Source organism: Azoarcus sp. Soil_N_20, assembly GCF_057656155.1.
The window spans coordinates 840,168-858,151 of the sequence record NZ_JBDGKX010000001.1 but is presented as its reverse complement, the minus strand read 5'-3'; the positions used below and the strand labels follow the sequence as shown (position 1 = coordinate 858,151).

The 17,984-nt window shown below is 62.6% G+C and carries 19 protein-coding genes and 2 tRNA genes; 1 reads left to right on the top strand and 20 read right to left on the bottom strand.

The features are described 5' to 3' along the window. Positions 1–86: 86 nt before the first annotated feature. Positions 87–785: a tyrosine-type recombinase/integrase gene (locus AC3A35_RS04085; protein ID WP_487434603.1), complete on the top strand. Its 699-nt coding sequence runs from the start codon at positions 87–89 to the stop codon at positions 783–785. A gap of 71 nt (positions 786–856) precedes the next feature. Here the strand turns inward: AC3A35_RS04085 and AC3A35_RS04080 are convergent. From AC3A35_RS04080 to rpsA, 20 genes are all read right to left on the bottom strand, one after another. Then, positions 857–933 (bottom strand) — tRNA-Pro (locus tag AC3A35_RS04080). 48 nt (positions 934–981) lie between these two features. Next, on the bottom strand, positions 982–1,362 hold the full coding sequence (locus AC3A35_RS04075) for a MerR family transcriptional regulator (protein ID WP_487434602.1): 381 nt from the start codon (positions 1,360–1,362) through the stop codon (positions 982–984). After that, the gene (locus AC3A35_RS04070; RefSeq protein WP_108947619.1) at positions 1,343–1,654 is read right to left on the bottom strand and encodes an integration host factor subunit alpha; all 312 of its coding nucleotides are present in this window, start codon (positions 1,652–1,654) and stop codon (positions 1,343–1,345) included. The genes AC3A35_RS04075 and AC3A35_RS04070 overlap by 20 nt, the downstream gene beginning before the upstream one ends. Next, complete coding sequence (gene pheT / locus AC3A35_RS04065) at positions 1,651–4,041, bottom strand: phenylalanine--tRNA ligase subunit beta (RefSeq protein WP_487434601.1); 2,391 nt, start codon at positions 4,039–4,041, stop codon at positions 1,651–1,653. Before pheT ends, AC3A35_RS04070 begins: the two co-directional genes overlap by 4 nt. Positions 4,042–4,048: 7 nt before the next feature. Continuing rightward, the gene (gene pheS / locus AC3A35_RS04060) at positions 4,049–5,080 is read right to left on the bottom strand and encodes a phenylalanine--tRNA ligase subunit alpha (protein WP_487434600.1); all 1,032 of its coding nucleotides are present in this window, start codon (positions 5,078–5,080) and stop codon (positions 4,049–4,051) included. Between the two features lie 69 nt (positions 5,081–5,149). Next, entirely contained in the window at positions 5,150–5,509 is a 360-nt protein-coding gene (gene rplT / locus AC3A35_RS04055) for a 50S ribosomal protein L20 (protein ID WP_487434599.1), read from the bottom strand. A gap of 12 nt (positions 5,510–5,521) precedes the next feature. Continuing rightward, complete coding sequence (gene rpmI / locus AC3A35_RS04050) at positions 5,522–5,719, bottom strand: 50S ribosomal protein L35 (RefSeq protein ID WP_487434598.1); 198 nt, start codon at positions 5,717–5,719, stop codon at positions 5,522–5,524. 148 nt (positions 5,720–5,867) lie between these two features. Next, positions 5,868–6,389 (bottom strand): translation initiation factor IF-3, encoded by a 522-nt coding sequence (infC, locus tag AC3A35_RS04045; RefSeq protein WP_487434725.1) that lies wholly within the window; start codon positions 6,387–6,389, stop codon positions 5,868–5,870. Between the two features lie 26 nt (positions 6,390–6,415). Continuing rightward, positions 6,416–8,332: a threonine--tRNA ligase gene (gene thrS, locus AC3A35_RS04040; protein ID WP_487434597.1), complete on the bottom strand. Its 1,917-nt coding sequence runs from the start codon at positions 8,330–8,332 to the stop codon at positions 6,416–6,418. 202 nt (positions 8,333–8,534) lie between these two features. After that, positions 8,535–8,611 (bottom strand) — tRNA-Val (locus AC3A35_RS04035). Positions 8,612–8,680: 69 nt separating this feature from the next. Next, complete coding sequence (locus AC3A35_RS04030; protein WP_487434596.1) at positions 8,681–9,469, bottom strand: 3'-5' exonuclease; 789 nt, start codon at positions 9,467–9,469, stop codon at positions 8,681–8,683. Continuing rightward, positions 9,469–9,879, bottom strand: a complete 411-nt coding sequence (locus AC3A35_RS04025) for a YdbL family probable chaperone protein (protein ID WP_487434595.1) — start codon at positions 9,877–9,879, stop codon at positions 9,469–9,471. Before AC3A35_RS04025 ends, AC3A35_RS04030 begins: the two co-directional genes overlap by 1 nt. Further along, complete coding sequence (locus tag AC3A35_RS04020; RefSeq protein WP_487434594.1) at positions 9,876–10,067, bottom strand: hypothetical protein; 192 nt, start codon at positions 10,065–10,067, stop codon at positions 9,876–9,878. Before AC3A35_RS04020 ends, AC3A35_RS04025 begins: the two co-directional genes overlap by 4 nt. Before the next feature lie 37 nt (positions 10,068–10,104). Then, the gene (locus AC3A35_RS04015; RefSeq protein WP_487434593.1) at positions 10,105–12,060 is read right to left on the bottom strand and encodes a translocation/assembly module TamB domain-containing protein; all 1,956 of its coding nucleotides are present in this window, start codon (positions 12,058–12,060) and stop codon (positions 10,105–10,107) included. 37 nt (positions 12,061–12,097) lie between these two features. Further along, the gene (gene cysM / locus AC3A35_RS04010) at positions 12,098–12,988 is read right to left on the bottom strand and encodes a cysteine synthase CysM (RefSeq protein ID WP_487434592.1); all 891 of its coding nucleotides are present in this window, start codon (positions 12,986–12,988) and stop codon (positions 12,098–12,100) included. A 40-nt stretch (positions 12,989–13,028) separates the two neighbouring features. After that, positions 13,029–14,351, bottom strand: coding sequence for a UDP-glucose dehydrogenase family protein (locus AC3A35_RS04005; RefSeq protein ID WP_487434591.1), 1,323 nt, complete (start codon positions 14,349–14,351; stop codon positions 13,029–13,031). Positions 14,352–14,384: 33 nt separating this feature from the next. Next, positions 14,385–15,560, bottom strand: coding sequence for a lipopolysaccharide assembly protein LapB (lapB, locus tag AC3A35_RS04000; protein WP_487434590.1), 1,176 nt, complete (start codon positions 15,558–15,560; stop codon positions 14,385–14,387). A 5-nt stretch (positions 15,561–15,565) separates the two neighbouring features. Continuing rightward, on the bottom strand, positions 15,566–15,871 hold the full coding sequence (locus AC3A35_RS03995) for a LapA family protein (RefSeq protein WP_487434589.1): 306 nt from the start codon (positions 15,869–15,871) through the stop codon (positions 15,566–15,568). Positions 15,872–15,954: 83 nt separating this feature from the next. Next, positions 15,955–16,239 (bottom strand): integration host factor subunit beta, encoded by a 285-nt coding sequence (locus tag AC3A35_RS03990; RefSeq protein WP_487434588.1) that lies wholly within the window; start codon positions 16,237–16,239, stop codon positions 15,955–15,957. A gap of 11 nt (positions 16,240–16,250) precedes the next feature. After that, on the bottom strand, positions 16,251–17,954 hold the full coding sequence (gene rpsA / locus AC3A35_RS03985; protein WP_487434587.1) for a 30S ribosomal protein S1: 1,704 nt from the start codon (positions 17,952–17,954) through the stop codon (positions 16,251–16,253). Positions 17,955–17,984 lie beyond the last annotated feature (30 nt).

Genomic DNA, 17,984 nt, shown 5'->3' with positions numbered 1-17,984 from the left:
GGCGAAAGACAATTAGTGGGCTCTACGAGCGCCGTGGGGTCTGGCACATCGACAAGCAAGTCCGTGGGTATGGACGCCTTACCGCAGTGCCGGCGATCACGATGCTCGAAGGGGCGAAGACGTCACGGGGGGCATATCCGCTTTCATGGGAAGAGCAGATCTACCTCTTTCGCGAGTTGCCGGAGCACCTCGAGCGAATGGCGCTGTTCAAGGTGAATACCGGTTGCCGCGAGCAGGAAGTCTGCAAGCTGAGGTGGACGTGGGAGGTGGAAGTCCCTGAGCTCAACACGAGCGTATTCTTGATCCCCGCCGATTTTGGCGGAAGGACCGAGAAGTCCGGCGTAAAGAACGGGGACGACCGCCTGGTCGTGCTGAACAGCGTTGCAGCGTCGGTGATCAACGGCCAGCGGGGTAAGCACGACGAGCTCGTGTTCCCTTACGGGGATGGTGACAAGGTGCGGAGGTTGCATCGCATGAACGACACAGCATGGCGATCGGCGCGCAAGCGAGCGGCGAAAGAATGGGAGGAGGACACGGGCCGAAAGGCGCACCCCGGGTTCGCCTCGGTGCGGATCCACGACCTGAAGCACACCTTCGGTCGCAGGCTTCGGGCGGCGAACGTCGCCTTCGAGGACAGGCAGGTGCTGCTCGGCCACAAGTCGGGCAGCGTCACCACGCATTACTCGGGTGCAGAACTGGCCGCGCTGATCGAGGCCGCAAACAAGGTGGCGGGAACGGACTCCCGGAGCCCTATCCTCACCATCCTGAAGAGGCGGGTTGCGTGACGAAAGTCCCGCAAAAGGTCCCGCAAAAAACAAAGGCCAGTCGCTTGAACTGGCCCAAGTATTTGAATCATTGGTCGGGGCGGCGGGATTCGAACTCGCGACCCCTTGCACCCCATGCAAGTGCGCTACCAGGCTGCGCTACGCCCCGACACAAGCGCGCATTATAGCAGGATGAAATTCCATTGCCAGCAAAAAATCAGGCCCGAAGCGCGGCGAGGGCGGCCTCGATATCGGTCCGGACATCCCGGATGAGCGCCTTGTAGCGCTCCGCCACCTCGGCCTCTTCCTGCTGATGGATTGCGGCCTCACCGAGCCGGTTGCGCGCCCCCGAGATGGTGAAACCTTCGTCGTACAACAGATGCCGGATGCGTCTGATCAGCAGCACTTCGTGATGCTGATAATAGCGACGGTTGCCACTGCGCTTGACCGGCTTGAGCTGGGTAAACTCCTGCTCCCAGTAGCGCAACACATGCGCCTTGACCCCGCAAAGCTCGCTGACCTCGCCAATCGTGAAGTAACGCTTGGCCGGAATGGGCGGCAGCGCGGCCGTACTGGTTTCAGGGTTGCTTGCTTGCATCGCTGAGTTCCTCCACCGCGGCCTTCAGCTTCTGACTGGCATGGAAGGTCACCACCCTGCGGGCGGTGATCGGGATCTCCTCCCCGGTCTTCGGATTGCGGCCCGGACGCTGAGGCTTGTCCCGCAACTGGAAATTGCCGAAGCCCGACAATTTGACGCTGTCGCCACGCTCAAGTGCCGTCCGGATTTCTTCGAAGAAGCCCTCTACCATGTCCTTGGCTTCGCGCTTGTTGAGCCCGACCTGCTCGAACAGCAGGTCCGCCAGCTCGGCTTTCGTCAAGGTCACGTTCATTCTCCAGATCCACGCAGCCGCGCACCCAGGGTGAGCTCCGCATGGCGGACCAACGCGGACATCGCCGCGTCCACCTCGGCATCTTCAAGGGTGCGCTGAGTATCTTGCATCAACACACTGAAAGCAAGGCTCTTCTTGTCCGGATCGATGCCCTTGCCATGGTACACATCGAACAGGTTGATCTCGCTTACCAGGGTCGGTGCAGCCTCGAGCAGAACGTCTCGCACCCGTGCGGCACTGACGTCCGCGGCAACCACCAGCGCAAGGTCGCGCGCGACCGCCGGCATACGGGAGATCTCCCCGCAGGCCGGAAGCACGCCCGCCAATGCGGCATCGAGTTCGACTTCGAATGCCACCGGCGACGGCCCCAGATCGTACCGCTGCACCCACACCGGGTGCAGCTCGCCGATCACGCCGATATGGCGCCCGTCGAGCAGCACCGCGGCTGCCCGACCAGGGTGCAGCGCCGGATCGGACAGCCGCTCGAAGCTCAGCTGGCGCGGCGCAAAAAGCGCCTCGAGATCGCCCTTGAGATCATAGAAGTCGACCGGTCGCGCGCCTTCGCCCCATTGCTGGGGCGCCACCGATCCGGCGGCGAGCGCGGCAAGACGCATGGGTTGATGGAAACCGGCCACCGGTTGCCCGTCGGCCTTGCGCTCGAAACAGCGTCCGAGCTCGAACACGCGAACCCGGCTCTGCTGACGCTTGCGGTTGGTGGCCAGATTCGCTGCGAGGCCGGGAATCAGGCTCGTCCGCATTACGCTCATCTGACTGGCAATCGGATTGGCAAGGCGGATGGGGTCGCCGTTGGCGCAGAAATCGCGCTCCCAGCCTTCCTCGACAAAGGCGAAATTGACCACTTCCTGGAAGCCGCGACCTGCCAGCAGGTGACGTACATCCCAGGCAGTGCGTTCCGACTCGCTACGCTCGAGCATCACCAGGCTACCGTGCGGCGCGACTGCCGGAATGTTGTCGTAGCCGTGCAGGCGGGCGAGTTCCTCGATCAGATCCTCCTCGATCTCGATATCGAAGCGGAACGATGGCGGCGTCACCAGCAGGTCGTCACCATCCTTGCGCACATCGAGACCGACGCCCTCAAGCAGCGACTGCATCGCGGTATCGTCCAGCACGATGCCAAGCACGCGGCGCGCGCGCGCCGGGCGCAGTCTGACCGCGCTGCGCCGGGGAAGCTCGGCGTGGGAAACCGCCTCCTCGACGGGACCGGCGGCGCCGCCGCAGATCTCGAGAATCAGAGTCGTGGCGCGTTCGATGGCCGGCCGGGCGAGATCGAAATCGACCCCCCGTTCGAAGCGATGCGAGGCATCCGAGCCGAATCCGTAGGCACGGGCACGGCCGGCGATGGCATCGGGCGCGAAGAACGCACTCTCGAGGAACACCTCAGTCGTCTCGAGCGTGATCCCGCTGTCCTCGCCCCCCATGATTCCCGCCAGGGCTAGGGCGCGCGTCTCATCGGCGATCAGCAAGGTATCGGCCGCGGGCGTCACTGTCTGCTCGTTGAGTAACAGCACCTGTTCACCGGGAACCGGCAGGCGGACGTGAATCCCACCACTCAGGCGGGTATTGTCGAATGCGTGCAGCGGCTGACCAAGTTCGAGCATCACGTAGTTGGTAATGTCCACCAGTGCACTGATCGAGCGGACGCCACTACGCAGCAGGCGCTGCTTCATCCAGGCCGGAGTCGGGGCCTTGGCATTGACACCACGAAGCACCCTTCCGCAGTAGCGTGGGCAGGCCCGAGGTGCGTCGAGCACAATGCTCCGGCGCTCGTCGATGGTCGGCGATACCGGCACGATCTCCGGCTGCACCAGGGCGACGCCGGTAAGCGCCGCCACTTCGCGCGCAACGCCGGTCAGGCTCAGGCAATCGGCACGGTTGGGGGTGAGTTTGATGGTGTACAGCGTATCGTCGAGCGCAAGATAGTCGCGGATGTCCATGCCCGTCGGGGCATCGGCCGGAAGCGCGTACAGACCACCGTGCTCGTCCGACAAGCCGAGCTCACGCTCCGAGCACAACATGCCGAACGACTCGACGCCACGCAATTTGGCGGCCTTGATCGCAAAGTCGCCGGGCAGCACGGCGCCGACCTTGGCGCACGGCACCTTCATTCCGACGGCGGCATTAGGCGCGCCGCAGACGATCTGCAGCAGCTCGCCGGTACCGGCGTCCACCTTGCATACCTTGAGCTTGTCCGCGTTCGGATGCTTTTCGGCCTCGACGATGCAGGCCACGACGATGCCCGAGAAGGCAGGCGCCACGGGCACGGCCTCTTCCACCTCGAGACCGGCCATGGTCATCAGATGGCCAAGCTGGGCACTGTCGAGTTGCGGATTGACGAAGGTCCGCAACCAGTTTTCGGAAAATTGCATGATTCGCTTACCTGAATTGACTCAAGAAACGCAGATCGCCCTCGAAGAACAGGCGCAGATCATTGACGCCGTAGCGCAGCATGGTCAGCCGATCCGGCCCCATCCCGAACGCAAAGCCGGTGTAGCGCTCCGGATCGATGCCGCCGAAGCGCAGCACGTTCGGATGGACCATGCCGCAGCCGGCAATCTCCAGCCAGCGACCTTCGAGCGCACCGCTCATGAAGGCCACATCGATCTCGGCCGAAGGTTCGGTAAAGGGAAAGAAAGAGGGCCGAAAGCGGACCTGCAGGTCTTCGGTCTCGAAGAACTTGCGCAGGAAGTCGGCAATGACGCCCTTGAGGTCGGCAAAACTCACGCTCTCGCCGACCCACAGGCCTTCCACCTGATGGAACATCGGCGAGTGGGTGGCATCGGAATCCACCCGATAGACCCGGCCCGGTGCGATCACCCGGATGTCGGGCATGGTGTCGAGCCGCCGGTGCCGTTCGACGTGGGCAATCATGGCGCGGATCTGCACCGGGCTGGTATGGGTGCGCAACAGGACCTCGTCCTGCCCTTCGAGATAGAAGGTATCGTGCATCGAGCGCGCGGGATGGTTCTCGGGCGTATTCAGCGCCGTAAAGTTGTGCCAGTCGGTCTCGATTTCGGGCCCGTCGGCGACGACAAAACCGATCGACCGGAACAAAGCTTCGATGCGCTCGAGCGTCCGGCTCACCGGATGCAGGCCGCCGCTTGCGCCGCCACGGCCCGGCAGCGTGACGTCGAGCGCCTCGGCGGCGAGCTGGGCCAACAGCGCCCCTTCGCGCAAGGCCTGGCGACGTGCTTCGAGCGCGGCCTCGACGGCCTCCTTGGCGCGGTTGATCGCAGCCCCCGCCTCTCGCCGTTGTTCCGGCGCGAGCTTGCCGAGTGCCTTCAGCTGTTCGGTGAGCGAACCGCTCTTGCCCAGATAAAGCGATTTTGCGTGCTCGAGCTGGGCGCTGTCGGCCGCCGCGACGAATGCCGCTTCGGCCTGTTGAACCAGTTGTTCGAGGTTATCCATGTCCCTGCCATCCCGGGAAATTCAGAAAAAAAAAGGAGGCCAGGCCTCCTTTTTTCGGGCTGCGTCGAATCACGCAGCGATTTGGGCCCGGGCTTGCGCAGCGAGCGCAGCAAACGCCGGCTTGTCGAACACGGCCAGATCGGCCAGGACCTTGCGGTCCACTTCGACGGCAGCCTTCTTCAGGCCATTCATGAAAGTGCTGTAGGTCAGACCGAGCTCACGCGCAGCGGCGTTGATACGGACGATCCACAGGGCGCGGAACTGGCGCTTCCTCTGACGACGGTCACGGTATGCGTACTGGCCGGCCTTCATCACCGCCTGTTTGGCGATGCGATATACGTTCTTGCGACGGCCGCGGTAACCCTTGGCCTGGACGAGAACCTTCTTGTGACGCGCGCGGGCGGTTACACCACGTTTAACTCTGGGCATAGCGGTCTCCTATCAAGCGTAAGGCAGCATGGCGCGAATCAGCTTCTCGTCGGCGGCGTGAACTGCCGTCATGCCGCGCAGCTGGCGCTTGCTCTTGGTGGTTTTCTTGGTAAGGATGTGGCGCTTGAACGCCTGGGACCGCTTGATCCCACCACTGGCACGGACCTTGAATCGCTTCTTGGCACCGCTTTTGGTCTTCATCTTGGGCATTGCTAAGACTCCGAGTTTATGAATGCCGCCGGGTAGCACCGATACAGGTACATTTGGAACCCGACACCACTTGTTTTCCAGCACTCCTTTCGGAGCGCCGGTGTTGCTTCCCGGCCAGGCCGGGAGACAAATCCTGCGAACCACCCACTCAGCGGTTCTTCTTGGGCGCGATCACCATGATCATTTGACGCCCTTCCATCTTGGGCATCTGCTCGACCTGGCCCGTCTCCTCGAGATCGGCCTTGACCCGCTCGAGCTGGCGCAGACCGAACTCCTGGTGCGCCATTTCACGTCCGCGGAAGCGCAAGGTCACCTTGCACTTGTCGCCTTCCTCGAGGAAGCGCTTCAGATTGCGAAGCTTGATCTGATAGTCGTTCTCGTCGGTACCGGGTCGCAGCTTCACTTCCTTGACCTGGACCTGCTTCTGCTTCTGCCGTGCTTCGTGGGCCTTCTTCTGTTCCTGATACTTGAACTTGCCCAAATCCATCACCCGGCAAACCGGGGGCTGCGCCATTGGAGCAATTTCGACCAGATCCAACCCTGCTTCTTCAGCGGCTTCGAGGGCCTCTCTCAGGGTAACGATACCCAGGGGCTCGCCGTCTTCACCAACCAGGCGGACTTCAGGCGCGCTGATTTCCCCGTTGACGCGCTGCTTTTTATCTTGAGCGATGGTTCAGTTCTCCACGAATACCAATATCAAACCGAGCCGGTCTTCGCTTGAATTTCGCAAAGCCAACGCTCGATCAGCGAATCGAGGGACATTTGGCCAAGATCCTGGCCACCCCGGACGCGCACAGCAACCAACCCTGCGGACTTTTCTTTTTCGCCGACTACGAGCTGGTAAGGCAGCTTGTGCACGCTATGTTCGCGGATTTTATAGTTAATCTTTTCGTTACGCAAATCGGTCTCGACCCTGAAACCGGCTTTTTTCAGCTTCTGCGCCACTTCCAGCGTGTACTCGGCCTGTCCTTCGGAGATATTCATCACCACCGCATGAACCGGCGCGAGCCACAAGGGCAAAGCACCCGCATGATGCTCGATCAGGATGCCGATGAAGCGCTCGAGCGACCCAAGGATTGCGCGATGCAGCATCACCGGATATTTCTTGGTGTTGTCTTCGGCAACGTACTCGGCACCAAGGCGCACCGGCAGATTGAAATCCAGCTGCAAGGTGCCGCACTGCCACACACGCCCCAGACAATCCTTCAACGAGAACTCAATTTTCGGACCGTAGAACGCCCCTTCACCCGGCTGCAGATCGTAGGCAAGCCCTTGAGCGTCCAGCGCTGCGGCAAGCGCCGCCTCTGCAGCCGTCCACTGTTCGTCGGTTCCAACACGCTTGTCCGGCCGGGTGGACAGCTTCACCAGTACATCGGTGAAACCGAAATCGAGATAGACCTTCTGCAGCAGGCGGATGAATTCGGCCGATTCGTCCTGCACCTGCGTTTCGGCACAGAAAATATGCGCATCGTCCTGAACGAAGTTGCGCACGCGCATGATGCCGTGCAGCGAGCCCGAGGGTTCGTTACGGTGACAGGAACCGAATTCGGCCATCCGCAGGGGCAGGTCGCGATAGCTCTTGAGCCCCTGGTTGAAGATCTGGATATGGCAGGGGCAGTTCATCGGCTTCACTGCGTAGTCGCGCTTCTCCGACTGGGTGGTGAACATCATGTCCGAATACATGGCCCAGTGGCCTGACTTTTCCCACAGCGCGCGATCGACGATCTGCGGCGTTTTCACCTCCTGGTAGCCGTGCTCGTCGATGGTCCGGCGCAGGTACTGCTCGACCTGCTGCCAAAGGGTCCACCCCTTGGCGTGCCAGAACACCATCCCCGGCGCCTCTTCCTGGATGTGGAACAGGTCGAGCTGACGGCCGAGCTTGCGGTGATCCCGCTTCTCGGCCTCCTCGATCATGTGCAGGTAGGCATCAAGATCCTCCTTCTTCGCCCAGGCCGTGCCATACACCCGCTGCAGCATCTCGTTCTTCGAGTCGCCGCGCCAGTAGGCACCGGCCAGCTTGGTAAGCTTGAACACCTTGAGCTTGGCGGTGGAAGGCACGTGTGGCCCCCGACAGAGGTCGATGAAATCACCCTGCCGATACAAGGACACATCCTCTTCCGATGGAATCGACGCGATGATCTCGGCCTTGTAATGCTCCCCGATGCCCTGAAAGAAGGCCACCGCCTTGTCCCGCGGCCACACCTCCCGGGACACCGGAATCTCGCGCTTGACGATCTCGGCCATGCGCTGCTCGATCGCCGCCAGGTCTTCAGGCGTAAACGGCCGCTTGTACGAGAAATCGTAATAAAAGCCATTGTCGATGACCGGTCCGATCGTCACCTGGACATCCGGAAACAACTCCTTTGCCGCATGCGCAAGCAGATGCGCGGTGGAGTGCCGGATGACGTCCAGACCTTCGGGACTCTTGTCGGTAATGATCGCCAGCGTCGCGTCGGACTCGATCCGGTGCGACAGATCCACCACCCGGTCGCCCACGCGCCCTGCCAGCGCCGCCTTGGCCAGACCGGTACCGATCGATGCCGCGACCTCGCCTACCGTAACCGGCTGATCGAACTGGCGGACGGAACCGTCGGGGAGCGTGATGTTGGGCATGATTTCGGAGCCTCTGTCTGGGGTGGTCTGTTGGAACGCGGTTCTACCGCTATCGACGAGTTATTCACTGAATTGCACAAAACGTGGACGAAAAAAAAGTGCGGTCGAACCGCACTTTTTCCTCAAGCAGACAAGCGGACCCGACCTGTTCAGTTTCCGGCCACGGTAGTAGTTCGGAACATGGCAAATCGTCTCCAGATGTTGGTAGGCGCGATTGGACTCGAACCAACGACCCCCACCATGTCAAGGTGGTGCTCTAACCAGCTGAGCTACGCGCCTGCTAAGAGCCGCGAATTATAGGCACTTTGCGCCGGCTGTCAAACCATTTTTCGAATTTCTCACGGGTATTCACGGCGCCGGCCATTCGGCCAGGAAGGCCTCCCAGTGCGGCGCGGCGATCCGTCCGAGCGCCTCGCGCACCACCGCGACCTCCCTTGTCCACGCGTCTACATCCAGTTGTCCCCGCATGCGCTGGAAGCGCAGGTACACGAGGTAGGTATTCACCACGTCGGTCTCGCAATAGTCGCGGATCTCTGCAATGCGCCCTTCCTGCCACGCCGTCCACACCGCGGAACCGTCCATGCCAAGCTTGCCCGGATAACCCATGAGCTTGGCCAAGTCGTCCAGGGGCGCACTGGCACGCGGTTGATAGAGCGCAAGCGTGTCCATCAGGTCGAGATGCCGGGTGTGGTAACGGCTGATGTAGTTGTTCCACTTGAAATCGCGCGAATCGTTGTAGTCGCCGTCGCCGAGGTCCCAGTAACGTGGCGCCGCGACACCATGCAGCATGCCGCGATAGTGCAGCACCGGAAGATCGAACCCGCCACCGTTCCACGAGACGATCTGCGGGGTGAAGCGTTCGATGCCGTCGAAGAAGCGCTGAATGATCTGGCCCTCGCCGGAATCCGGTTCGGACAGGGAGAACACGCGAAAGTGGTTCGCATCCCGCATCGCACAGGAAATCGTGACCACGCGCTGGAGATGATGCTGCAGGAAATCCGTCCCGTGGCTTGCCCGCCGCTGCTGGAACGCGAACTCGGCGACCTCGAAATCCGCGAGCGTATCTGGCAGGTCGTTGAGCGCACGGATCCCGGCAACATCGGGAATGGTCTCGATATCGAACACCAGCACGGGCATCACTTCTGCACCCAGTTCCCGCCCTGTTGCACCCACCAGCCGGACTGCGCGCGGTCCGCCCAGCGCTGGGCAAAGGTCTTGCGTATGTCCGCCTCCCACTCGGGGTGCGCATTGGCACGAGCGATCTCGCGGTAGAGTGCACTGCGATCGGCGTTCTCGGCAGCAATCAGGGCGGTGACCGGGCCGCGTTGCGGCAAAGGCACGAGGGAAGCGTCACGCAGGGCAACCGTACCGTCTGCCGCCTGCCCCACCGCTCCCGTCTTATACAGCGGCTCGAGTTGGGCGTGGCGTTGCTGCATGGAACGCTTGAGCGCCCCGATCGCAGGCGAGTCGACGTCCAGGTTGCCCTGGGCCGAAGCAGACAACGACAAGGCCAGCAGCAATGCGCCGACAAAGGAAATGAATCTCATGGCTTACCCTCCTCCGCCGCCGGCTTTGCAGGGGCCGTGCCCCCCTCGCGCAGCTGCCAGACCTCTTCGATGATGCGATCGGCGGCTTTCTCGGCCGCAGCCGCGGGAAAATAGATATTGATCGTGACGCAGGCACTGGCGGAGAGCACCAGCCCCGCCAACAGCGCGTTTCGCAAGCTCGGCGACATCGCATTCCTCGGTGACGCGGCAATGAGCGCAGGCAATTCAGCGCACTTCCGGCGCCACGTTGTCTGCGATGACGCGCTGCAGCCGCTCTATCAGTTCGCGCCAATCCACGCGTCGATTGTAGCCGATGACGTCCAGAGCCGGGATTCCGCCGCCGCGGACGATGACGAAGCTGCCCTCGCGACGTCCGTTGTCGACACCGCTCATCTCGCAGACGGCCGATCTCAGAACGCAACCGAATCCGATCTCACGATAGCCGAAGGTATCGAAGAAGCCGAGCAGGCTGCGCTGAACCGCGGCCATCGCCCCCGCCCCGCCCAGTGCGCTGATGTTCTGTACCGCGCGCTGACTGATCCGCTTCGGATAGCGTCCCGGGCTGCTGACGACGCGGGCATCGAAACGCTCCGGGCGCCAGCGCGCCAGCTCCAGGCCATGAACATCGGCATCGACGAAGCCGGTAATGCTGCCGAAGCTGAAGGTTTCGGTGAGTTGGGCAAGATCGATGTGACGCGCCTCGATATCGGCGGTCAGATGAGCCGCCACGCCGAAAGGCTCCTGCAACCTGAGACCGGTGGCCTGCAGATAGCCGTCGAACACCGACACCACCAGCGCACCGTCGAGCGCCACCTCGCCCGGCGAAACCCGCATCCCCGGCATCGACGCCGACAGCACGCCCGCCATCGGCGGCAGCCCCACCGCGTCGGTGAGCAGGCGCATCGACAGCGGCTCGATCACCAGGCTGGCGCCACCCTGCCAGCCGGTATCGCCATGATTCAACACCAGCCCATCGACGACCAGCGCACCATCGAGCAAGGGGATCCGGATCCGGTCGGCGCGGACGCGCTCGCCCTCGATGTCCGCCGACAATACGAAGGCCCCGAGTTCAAGCTTCTCCCAGCGCCCGCCTCCCACGTTCAGGTCGGCACGGGTCGCCCCCGACTGACGCCAGGGCACATGACCGCTCAGCGGGCCGAACGCGAGACCGCCACCGGTGACGCCACTCAGACTGATGCCGGCCTGATCGAACAGGACATCGAGCGCAAGCAGCCGACCCTGGGCGAATTGCAGCGCACCACTCACCTGACCGGCAAAGCGCAAACGCTCCGCCGCCGCCGGTGCCAACACCGGGCTCAGCCAGCGCGGCCCGATCACGGCCAGCTCGGCCCCCGCCAACGCCACCGCGGCACGCTCGACCAGGCCATTGCCGAGATCGATCGTGGCCGACGCGGCAAGCTGTTCGACCCCTTCGAGCGCGATCGACGCTTCGACGATATCGAGCCGACCGCCCTGCAACTGCCCGCTGGCCACGAGTTGCGGACCGGCCTCGATATAGAACGGATGCAGGTAGGCCGCCCCTTCGTGCCACTTCAGCGTCGCCGACCAGTCCCAGTGCCCCCCGCGCCACGATGCGTCCACCGCCAGATCGGCAATCACGCGCTCGGCGGCACGCAGCCCGTCCGCCGAACCCAAACCGGCTCCATCGAGCCGCCCCGACAACGTCAATGCGCGTTCGGGCTGCCAGCGCAGCCTGCCGTCGAAACGCCCCAGCACGGACCACGGCTTCAATGCCGGCAGCCACGCCTGCAGGACGGCGAGATCGAACCGGCTGACGTCAGCTTCGACCGCGCCCCCGGCGAGCAGGCGTGCTTGAATACGTGCGCCTCCCGCCAGCAGCACGGTCAGCGCGCCGGTGCGATCCGACAGATCCAGGATGAAATCGATGTCGGCGGAAGAGGCTATGCCTGCCATGCGCAAGCGCCCTTGCCGACATTTCAACACCGAACCCTCAAGTCCGCCGCGCGCGCAGTCGAGCCGCAGATTGCGCCACGTGTGCTCGCCAATGCGCAAGCGGGCGATGCCGAGCGTGGCTCGACCAGCCGACGGGAAGTGAATCAGCAAGTCGTGAACGGCGAAGGCCGGGTGCTCCAGGCGATCGATCGCTAGCGACAATGCACCGATGCCGGCGGTCGTGAGCGGGAAGACGAGTAGCACCACGCACAGCCAGCGCCATGCGCGGTGGCGGCGGGACCGCTCAGGCGGGGAAGACACCCGTCGACAGATAGCGATCGCCGCGGTCGCATACAACCGACACGATCACGGCATTCTCGAGCTCCGCAGCCAGGCGCAGCGCCACATGCATCGAGCCGCCCGACGAAATGCCGGCGAAGATGCCTTCCTCACGCGCGAGGCGACGGGTCATGTCCTCCGCGTCGGCCTGAGACACATACTCGAGGCGGTCCACCCGCGGCCTTTCGTAGATCCTGGGCAGATAGGCATCGGGCCACTTGCGAATACCGGGGATCTGCGAGCCCTCTTCCGGCTGGCAACCGACGATCTGGATCGCCGGGTTCCGCGCCTTGAGGAAACGCGACGTGCCCATGATGGTGCCCGTGGTGCCCATCGAACTCACAAAATGGGTAATCCGCCCGCCGGTCTGATCCCACAGCTCGGGGCCCGTCCCTTCGAAATGCGCCAGCGGATTGTCGGGATTGGCGAACTGGTCGAGGATGATGCCCTGACCTTCATCGCGCATTTTCTCGGCGACATCGCGCGCCATCTCCATGCCGCCTTCACGAGGTGTCAACACCAGCTCCGCACCGAACGCGCGCATCGTCTGGCGACGCTCGATGCTCTGGTTCTCCGGCATCACCAGGATCATGCGATAGCCACGCATCGCCGCCACCATCGCCAGCGCAATGCCGGTGTTGCCGCTGGTGGCTTCGATCAGCGAGTCGCCAGGCTTGATGTCGCCACGGGCCTCGGCATGCTGCACCATCGACAACGCAGGCCGATCCTTGACCGAACCTGCCGGGTTATTACCTTCGAGCTTGCCCAGAATGACATTGTTGCGGCCGGCACCGATCCGCTTCAGGCGCACCAGCGGCGTCTGTCCCACGTAATCGTCGAGCGTCTTGAATTCCATATCAATACCCTTGTCGGCGAGCAGTGCCGGGTGAAGCGGGTCAGCGACGACCCATGCCGTGATAATCGATACCGAGCCTGTGCATCACCGCCGGATCGTACATGTTACGTCCGTCGAAGATCAGCGGATGCCTGAGCGCTTGCCGGATTGCCTCGAAATCGGGACTGCGGAATTCCTTCCATTCGGTCACGATCACCAGTGCATCGGCCCCTTCGAGCGCCGCCATCGGACGCTCGACGTAACGCAGCCTGGGCTCGTCGGCGAAAATGCGCCGTGCTTCATTCATGGCCACCGGATCGTAAGCGGTGACCGTCGCCCCGCGCCGGAACAACTCCGCAACGATCACCCGACTGGGGGCATCGCGCATGTCGTCCGTATTGGGCTTGAATGCCAATCCCCACAAAGCAAAATTCAAGCCCGACAGATCTTCCCCGAAACGGTCCACGATCTTGTCCACGAGTCGCAGCTTCTGCGCATCGTTGGCCTCCTCCACCGCATTGAGCAACAGCAGATTGTGGCCGCGCTCGCGCCCGGTACGTACCAGGGCCTTGACGTCCTTCGGGAAACACGAGCCCCCGTAGCCGCATCCCGCGTACAGAAAATGCCAGCCGATCCGCGGGTCGGAGCCGATCCCCTGGCGCACGAACTCGATGTCGGCGCCCAGCACCTCGGCCAGATTGGCGAGTTCGTTCATGAAACTGATCCGGGTCGCGAGCATCGCATTGGCCGCGTACTTGGTGAGTTCGGCACTCCTGACATCCATGACCAGGAATCTTTCGTGGTTGCGCTGGAATGGCCCGTACAGCTGGCGCATGAGTTCGATTGCACGCTCATCGTCGGCGCCGACGATGATCCGGTCCGGGCGCATGAAGTCGTCCACTGCGGCGCCTTCCTTGAGAAACTCGGGATTCGATACCACCGAGAACTCCAGCTTGGCGCCCCGCCGGTTCAACTCATCGGCGATCGCTTCACGGACCTTGTCGCCCGTTCCGACCGGCACCGTCGACTTGTCGACAACCACGCAGTAGCCATCCATGTAACGGCCGATGTTGCGTGCCGCCGCCAGCACGTATTGCAGATCTGCCGACCCATCCTCGTCCGGCGGCGTTCCGACCGCGATGAACTGGATGATGCCGTGACGTGCCGCGCGCTCGACATCGGTGGTAAACGACAGCCGGCCGGCAGCGACGTTGCGCCGTACCACTTCGAGCAAACCGGGCTCGTGGATCGGGATTCCACCGTTCTCGAGAATGCGGATCTTGTCCGGATCGACATCGACACACAGCACGTCGTTGCCGACATCTGCAAGACACGCCCCGCTGACCAGTCCGACGTAGCCAGTACCGATAACCGAAACTTTCATGCGCTCTCCAATTTTCCGTGCCAGCCCGCAGGCCTACGGCGTGAGATCGAACTCTTCAGTCCGGCGCGGGGGATAGGTCTCCCATCCGCCGCAGGCGGGACAACGCCAGTGGAACTGCCGTGCCTTGAACCCGCATGCGTCGCACCGATAGCGCGCCACCTTGCGGGTATGGCCGTGAATCAGTTGCTTGACCAGTTCGATGTCGCCGCGCTGCTCGGCGGGCGCTGCGAGCAATGCCGCCTCGAGCAGCTTGTCCAGACCGAGCAGGGTCGGATTGCGCCGCAACTCTTCACGCACCAGCTCATAGGCCGCCTTGGGCCCAAGCTTGTCCATCTCCCAGTGGAAGAGTTCGTCGAGCAGGTCCAGCGACGGATGACGCTCCAGCCACGAACGCAGCAGCAGATGTCCCTGTTCGACACGTCCGAGCCTGCCGTAGGCGTCCATGATGCGCTGCGCCGCCAATGCCAGATAGACCGGATCCTGGCTCTCGATGCGCTTCCAGGCATCAAGGGCCGCCTCGTCGCGCCCTTCGGTCGCGAACAAATCGCCCTGAATCAGGCTCGCCCGAACACAACGGCGGTTGGTGATCAGTGCTTCGTCGACATGTCGGCGCACATCCTCGAAGCTTGAGTTGCCCAGCGCCTGGGTGGCGAGCTCACAGTGAAAATTGGCCACCTCGGTCCGCCAGTGCAGACTCTCATGATCCGGGAGCGCGCTGGCCACCTCGATGGCCTTCGCCCAATCCTTCTCCTGCTGATAGATCTCCAGCAGGAAGCGCAACGCCAGGTCGTTCGCACGGGTGTCGCGCAGACGCAGGAACACCGCCTCGGCGCGGTCGAGCAGCCCGGCCTTGAGAAAATCCTGACCCAGCTCGCCAAGCGCCTGCAGCCGCTGTTCCTCGGACAGATCCTCGCGATCGACCAGCAGTTGGTGCATGCGGATCGCGCGGTCGGTCTCCCCGCGGCGCCTGAACAGGCTGCCGAGCGCAAAATGCAGCTCTATGGTCTGTGGGTCGATCCGCACGGCTTCCACGAAGGCGTCGATCGCCTTGTCCGGCTGCTCGTTGAGCAGGAAATTCAACCCACTGAGATAGGAGCGCGGCAGCGCGCGCGATTCGTGCACGACCTGACGGATATCGATCCGCGCCGCAAGCCAGCCCAGGGCAAAAAAAAGCGGCAGCGCAAGCAGCCACCAGAATTGGATTTCCATAAGCGTCAGAGCGTCTCGGGAGCCTGAACCTCGGCTGCCGGAACGGCTGGCTCGGAGCGCTCACGGCCGGCACGATCGACCTGTTTGCGCAGCCGGGATATCTCGCGGCGCTGACGCAACAGCGACGCAAACGTAGCGGTCACGCCCAGCAAGGCCCCCGCAGCGAATGCGATGAGGATGATGAACACGAGCGGAAGATGCCACTCGCTGCCAAAGAAGAAGTACAGGCTCGCGAGATGATCGTTCTTGACGGCGAAGCCGAACAGAAGAAAAAACAACAGGAGGCGGAAAGACCACATCAAGGCACGCATGGCTGCATTATCTCCGAGCACATGACAAAAAAGAAGGCGGCCGAAGCCGCCTTCCGTGATTCATTCCACCGATCGCCGCACGGTCAAGCGCTGACATCCACCCGCTCACGCAACTCCTTGCCGGCCTTGAAGTGGGGCACGTACTTCTCGGGCACGTGCACCTTGTCTCCGGACTTCGGGTTGCGTCCCACGCGAGGTGGGCGGTAGTTCAACGCAAAACTTCCAAACCCGCGGATCTCGATGCGATCACCGCGCGCGAGCGCGTCGGTCATCGCATCGAGAATCATCTTGACCGCGTAATCGGCGTCCTTTGCGACCAGCTGCGGAAAACGAGCCGCCAGCTGGGCGATCAGCTCCGATTTGGTCATGATCGGTCAGCTTACTGCTTCTGCTCGTTCAGCTTCGCCTTGAGCAGCGCGCCGAGATTGGTCGTGCCCGATGCAGCGGCACTTTCCGACGCCAGCTTGTTCATGACCTCGCTCTGCTCGACCTGATCCTTGGCACGGATCGACAGGTTGATCGAACGGGTCTTGCGATCGACGTTGATGATCACCGCCTCGATCTCCTCGCCTTCCTTGAGCACCGTGGTCAGGTCGTCGATGCGGTGGGCAGCGGCTTCGGAGGCGCGCAGATAGCCTTCGACCTCGTCACCCAGGCCGATCACCGCACCACGGGCTTCGACCGACTTCACCGTGCCGCGCACGAGGCTGTTCTTCTCGTGGGTGGCGATGAAGTTGGTGTAGGGATCGCCTTCCATCTGCTTGATGCCCAGCGAGATGCGCTCGCGCTCCACATCGATCGCCAGCACCAGGGCCTCGACCTCGTCGCCCTTCTTGAAGCGGCGGACGGCATCTTCGCCGGTTTCGCTCCACGACAGGTCGGACAGGTGCACCAGGCCATCGATACCACCTTCGAGGCCGATGAACACGCCGAAGTCGGTGATCGACTTGATCTGGCCGCGGACCTTGTCACCCTTCTTGTGGTTCAGGGCGAAATCGTCCCACGGGTTCGACGCGCACTGCTTCATGCCCAGCGAGATACGGCGGCGGTCTTCGTCGATTTCGAGAATCATCACCTCGACTTCGTCGCCCAGCTGGACAACCTTGGTCGGATGGATGTTCTTGTTGGTCCAGTCCATTTCGGACACGTGAACCAGGCCCTCGATGCCCTGCTCGACTTCGACGAAGGCGCCGTAGTCGGTGATGTTGGTGACCTTGCCGAACAGGCGGGTACCTTGCGGGTAACGACGGGAGATGCCGACCCACGGATCTTCGCCGAGTTGCTTGAGACCCAGCGAAACGCGGTTCTTTTCCTGGTCGAACTTGAGCACCTTGGCTTCGATCTCGTCGCCGACGTTGAGCACTTCCGACGGGTGACGCACGCGACGCCAGGCCAGGTCGGTAATGTGCAGCAGGCCGTCGATGCCACCGAGGTCGACGAACGCACCGTAGTCGGTGATGTTCTTGACGATACCCTTGATGACGGTGCCTTCCTTGAGGTTGGACAGGAGCTTCTCGCGCTCTTCGCCCATCGACTCTTCGAGCACGGCACGACGCGACACGACCACGTTGTTGCGCTTGCGGTCGAGCTTGATGACCTTGAATTCGTATTCCTTGCCTTCGTACGGCGTGGTGTCCTTGACCGGACGCATGTCGACCAGCGAACCCGGCAGGAAGGCACGGATGCTGTTGGTCATGACGGTCAGACCACCCTTGACGCGGCCGGAGATCACCCCCTTGACCAGCGTGCCTTCGTTGAGCGCCTTCTCGAGATCGTTCCAGGCCGAGATACGCTTGGCCTTGTCGCGCGACAGGCGGGTTTCGCCGAAACCGTCTTCGAGCGCGTCGATCGCGACGTGGACGAAATCGCCGATTTCAACTTCGAGTTCGCCGCGGTCGTTGCGGAATTCCTCGACGGGAACATAGCTTTCCGACTTCAGGCCGGCATTGACGACCACGAAGTTCTGATCGATGCGTACGACTTCGGCGGTAATGACTTCGCCGGTACGCATTTCCTGAAGGGCAAGACTTTCTTCGAACAGCGCGGCAAAACTTTCTTCGAAGGCAGGGGTGGCAGTTGACATAAAGAGTGAGGAATCCGGAACCGGCGTGCG

Bases quoted from the DNA above. Each gene is read 5' to 3' on its own strand.
- pheS (WP_487434600.1), bottom strand. From the start codon at position 5,080: ATGGATAACCTCGAACAACTGGTTCAACAGGCCGAAGCGGCATTCGTC.
- AC3A35_RS04025 (WP_487434595.1), bottom strand. From the start codon at position 9,879: ATGAGATTCATTTCCTTTGTCGGCGCATTGCTGCTGGCCTTGTCGTTG.
- AC3A35_RS04075 (WP_487434602.1), bottom strand. From the start codon at position 1,362: ATGCAAGCAAGCAACCCTGAAACCAGTACGGCCGCGCTGCCGCCCATT.
- cysM (WP_487434592.1), bottom strand. From the start codon at position 12,988: ATGGAATTCAAGACGCTCGACGATTACGTGGGACAGACGCCGCTGGTG.
- AC3A35_RS04020 (WP_487434594.1), bottom strand. From the start codon at position 10,067: ATGTCGCCGAGCTTGCGAAACGCGCTGTTGGCGGGGCTGGTGCTCTCC.
- AC3A35_RS03990 (WP_487434588.1), bottom strand. From the start codon at position 16,239: ATGACCAAATCGGAGCTGATCGCCCAGCTGGCGGCTCGTTTTCCGCAG.
- AC3A35_RS03995 (WP_487434589.1), bottom strand. From the start codon at position 15,871: ATGCGTGCCTTGATGTGGTCTTTCCGCCTCCTGTTGTTTTTTCTTCTG.
- thrS (WP_487434597.1), bottom strand. From the start codon at position 8,332: ATGCCCAACATCACGCTCCCCGACGGTTCCGTCCGCCAGTTCGATCAG.
- rpmI (WP_487434598.1), bottom strand. From the start codon at position 5,719: ATGCCCAAGATGAAGACCAAAAGCGGTGCCAAGAAGCGATTCAAGGTC.
- AC3A35_RS04030 (WP_487434596.1), bottom strand. From the start codon at position 9,469: ATGCCCGTGCTGGTGTTCGATATCGAGACCATTCCCGATGTTGCCGGG.
- AC3A35_RS04005 (WP_487434591.1), bottom strand. From the start codon at position 14,351: ATGAAAGTTTCGGTTATCGGTACTGGCTACGTCGGACTGGTCAGCGGG.
- lapB (WP_487434590.1), bottom strand. From the start codon at position 15,560: ATGGAAATCCAATTCTGGTGGCTGCTTGCGCTGCCGCTTTTTTTTGCC.
- rpsA (WP_487434587.1), bottom strand. From the start codon at position 17,954: ATGTCAACTGCCACCCCTGCCTTCGAAGAAAGTTTTGCCGCGCTGTTC.
- AC3A35_RS04070 (WP_108947619.1), bottom strand. From the start codon at position 1,654: ATGAACGTGACCTTGACGAAAGCCGAGCTGGCGGACCTGCTGTTCGAG.
- rplT (WP_487434599.1), bottom strand. From the start codon at position 5,509: ATGCCCAGAGTTAAACGTGGTGTAACCGCCCGCGCGCGTCACAAGAAG.
- pheT (WP_487434601.1), bottom strand. From the start codon at position 4,041: ATGCAATTTTCCGAAAACTGGTTGCGGACCTTCGTCAATCCGCAACTC.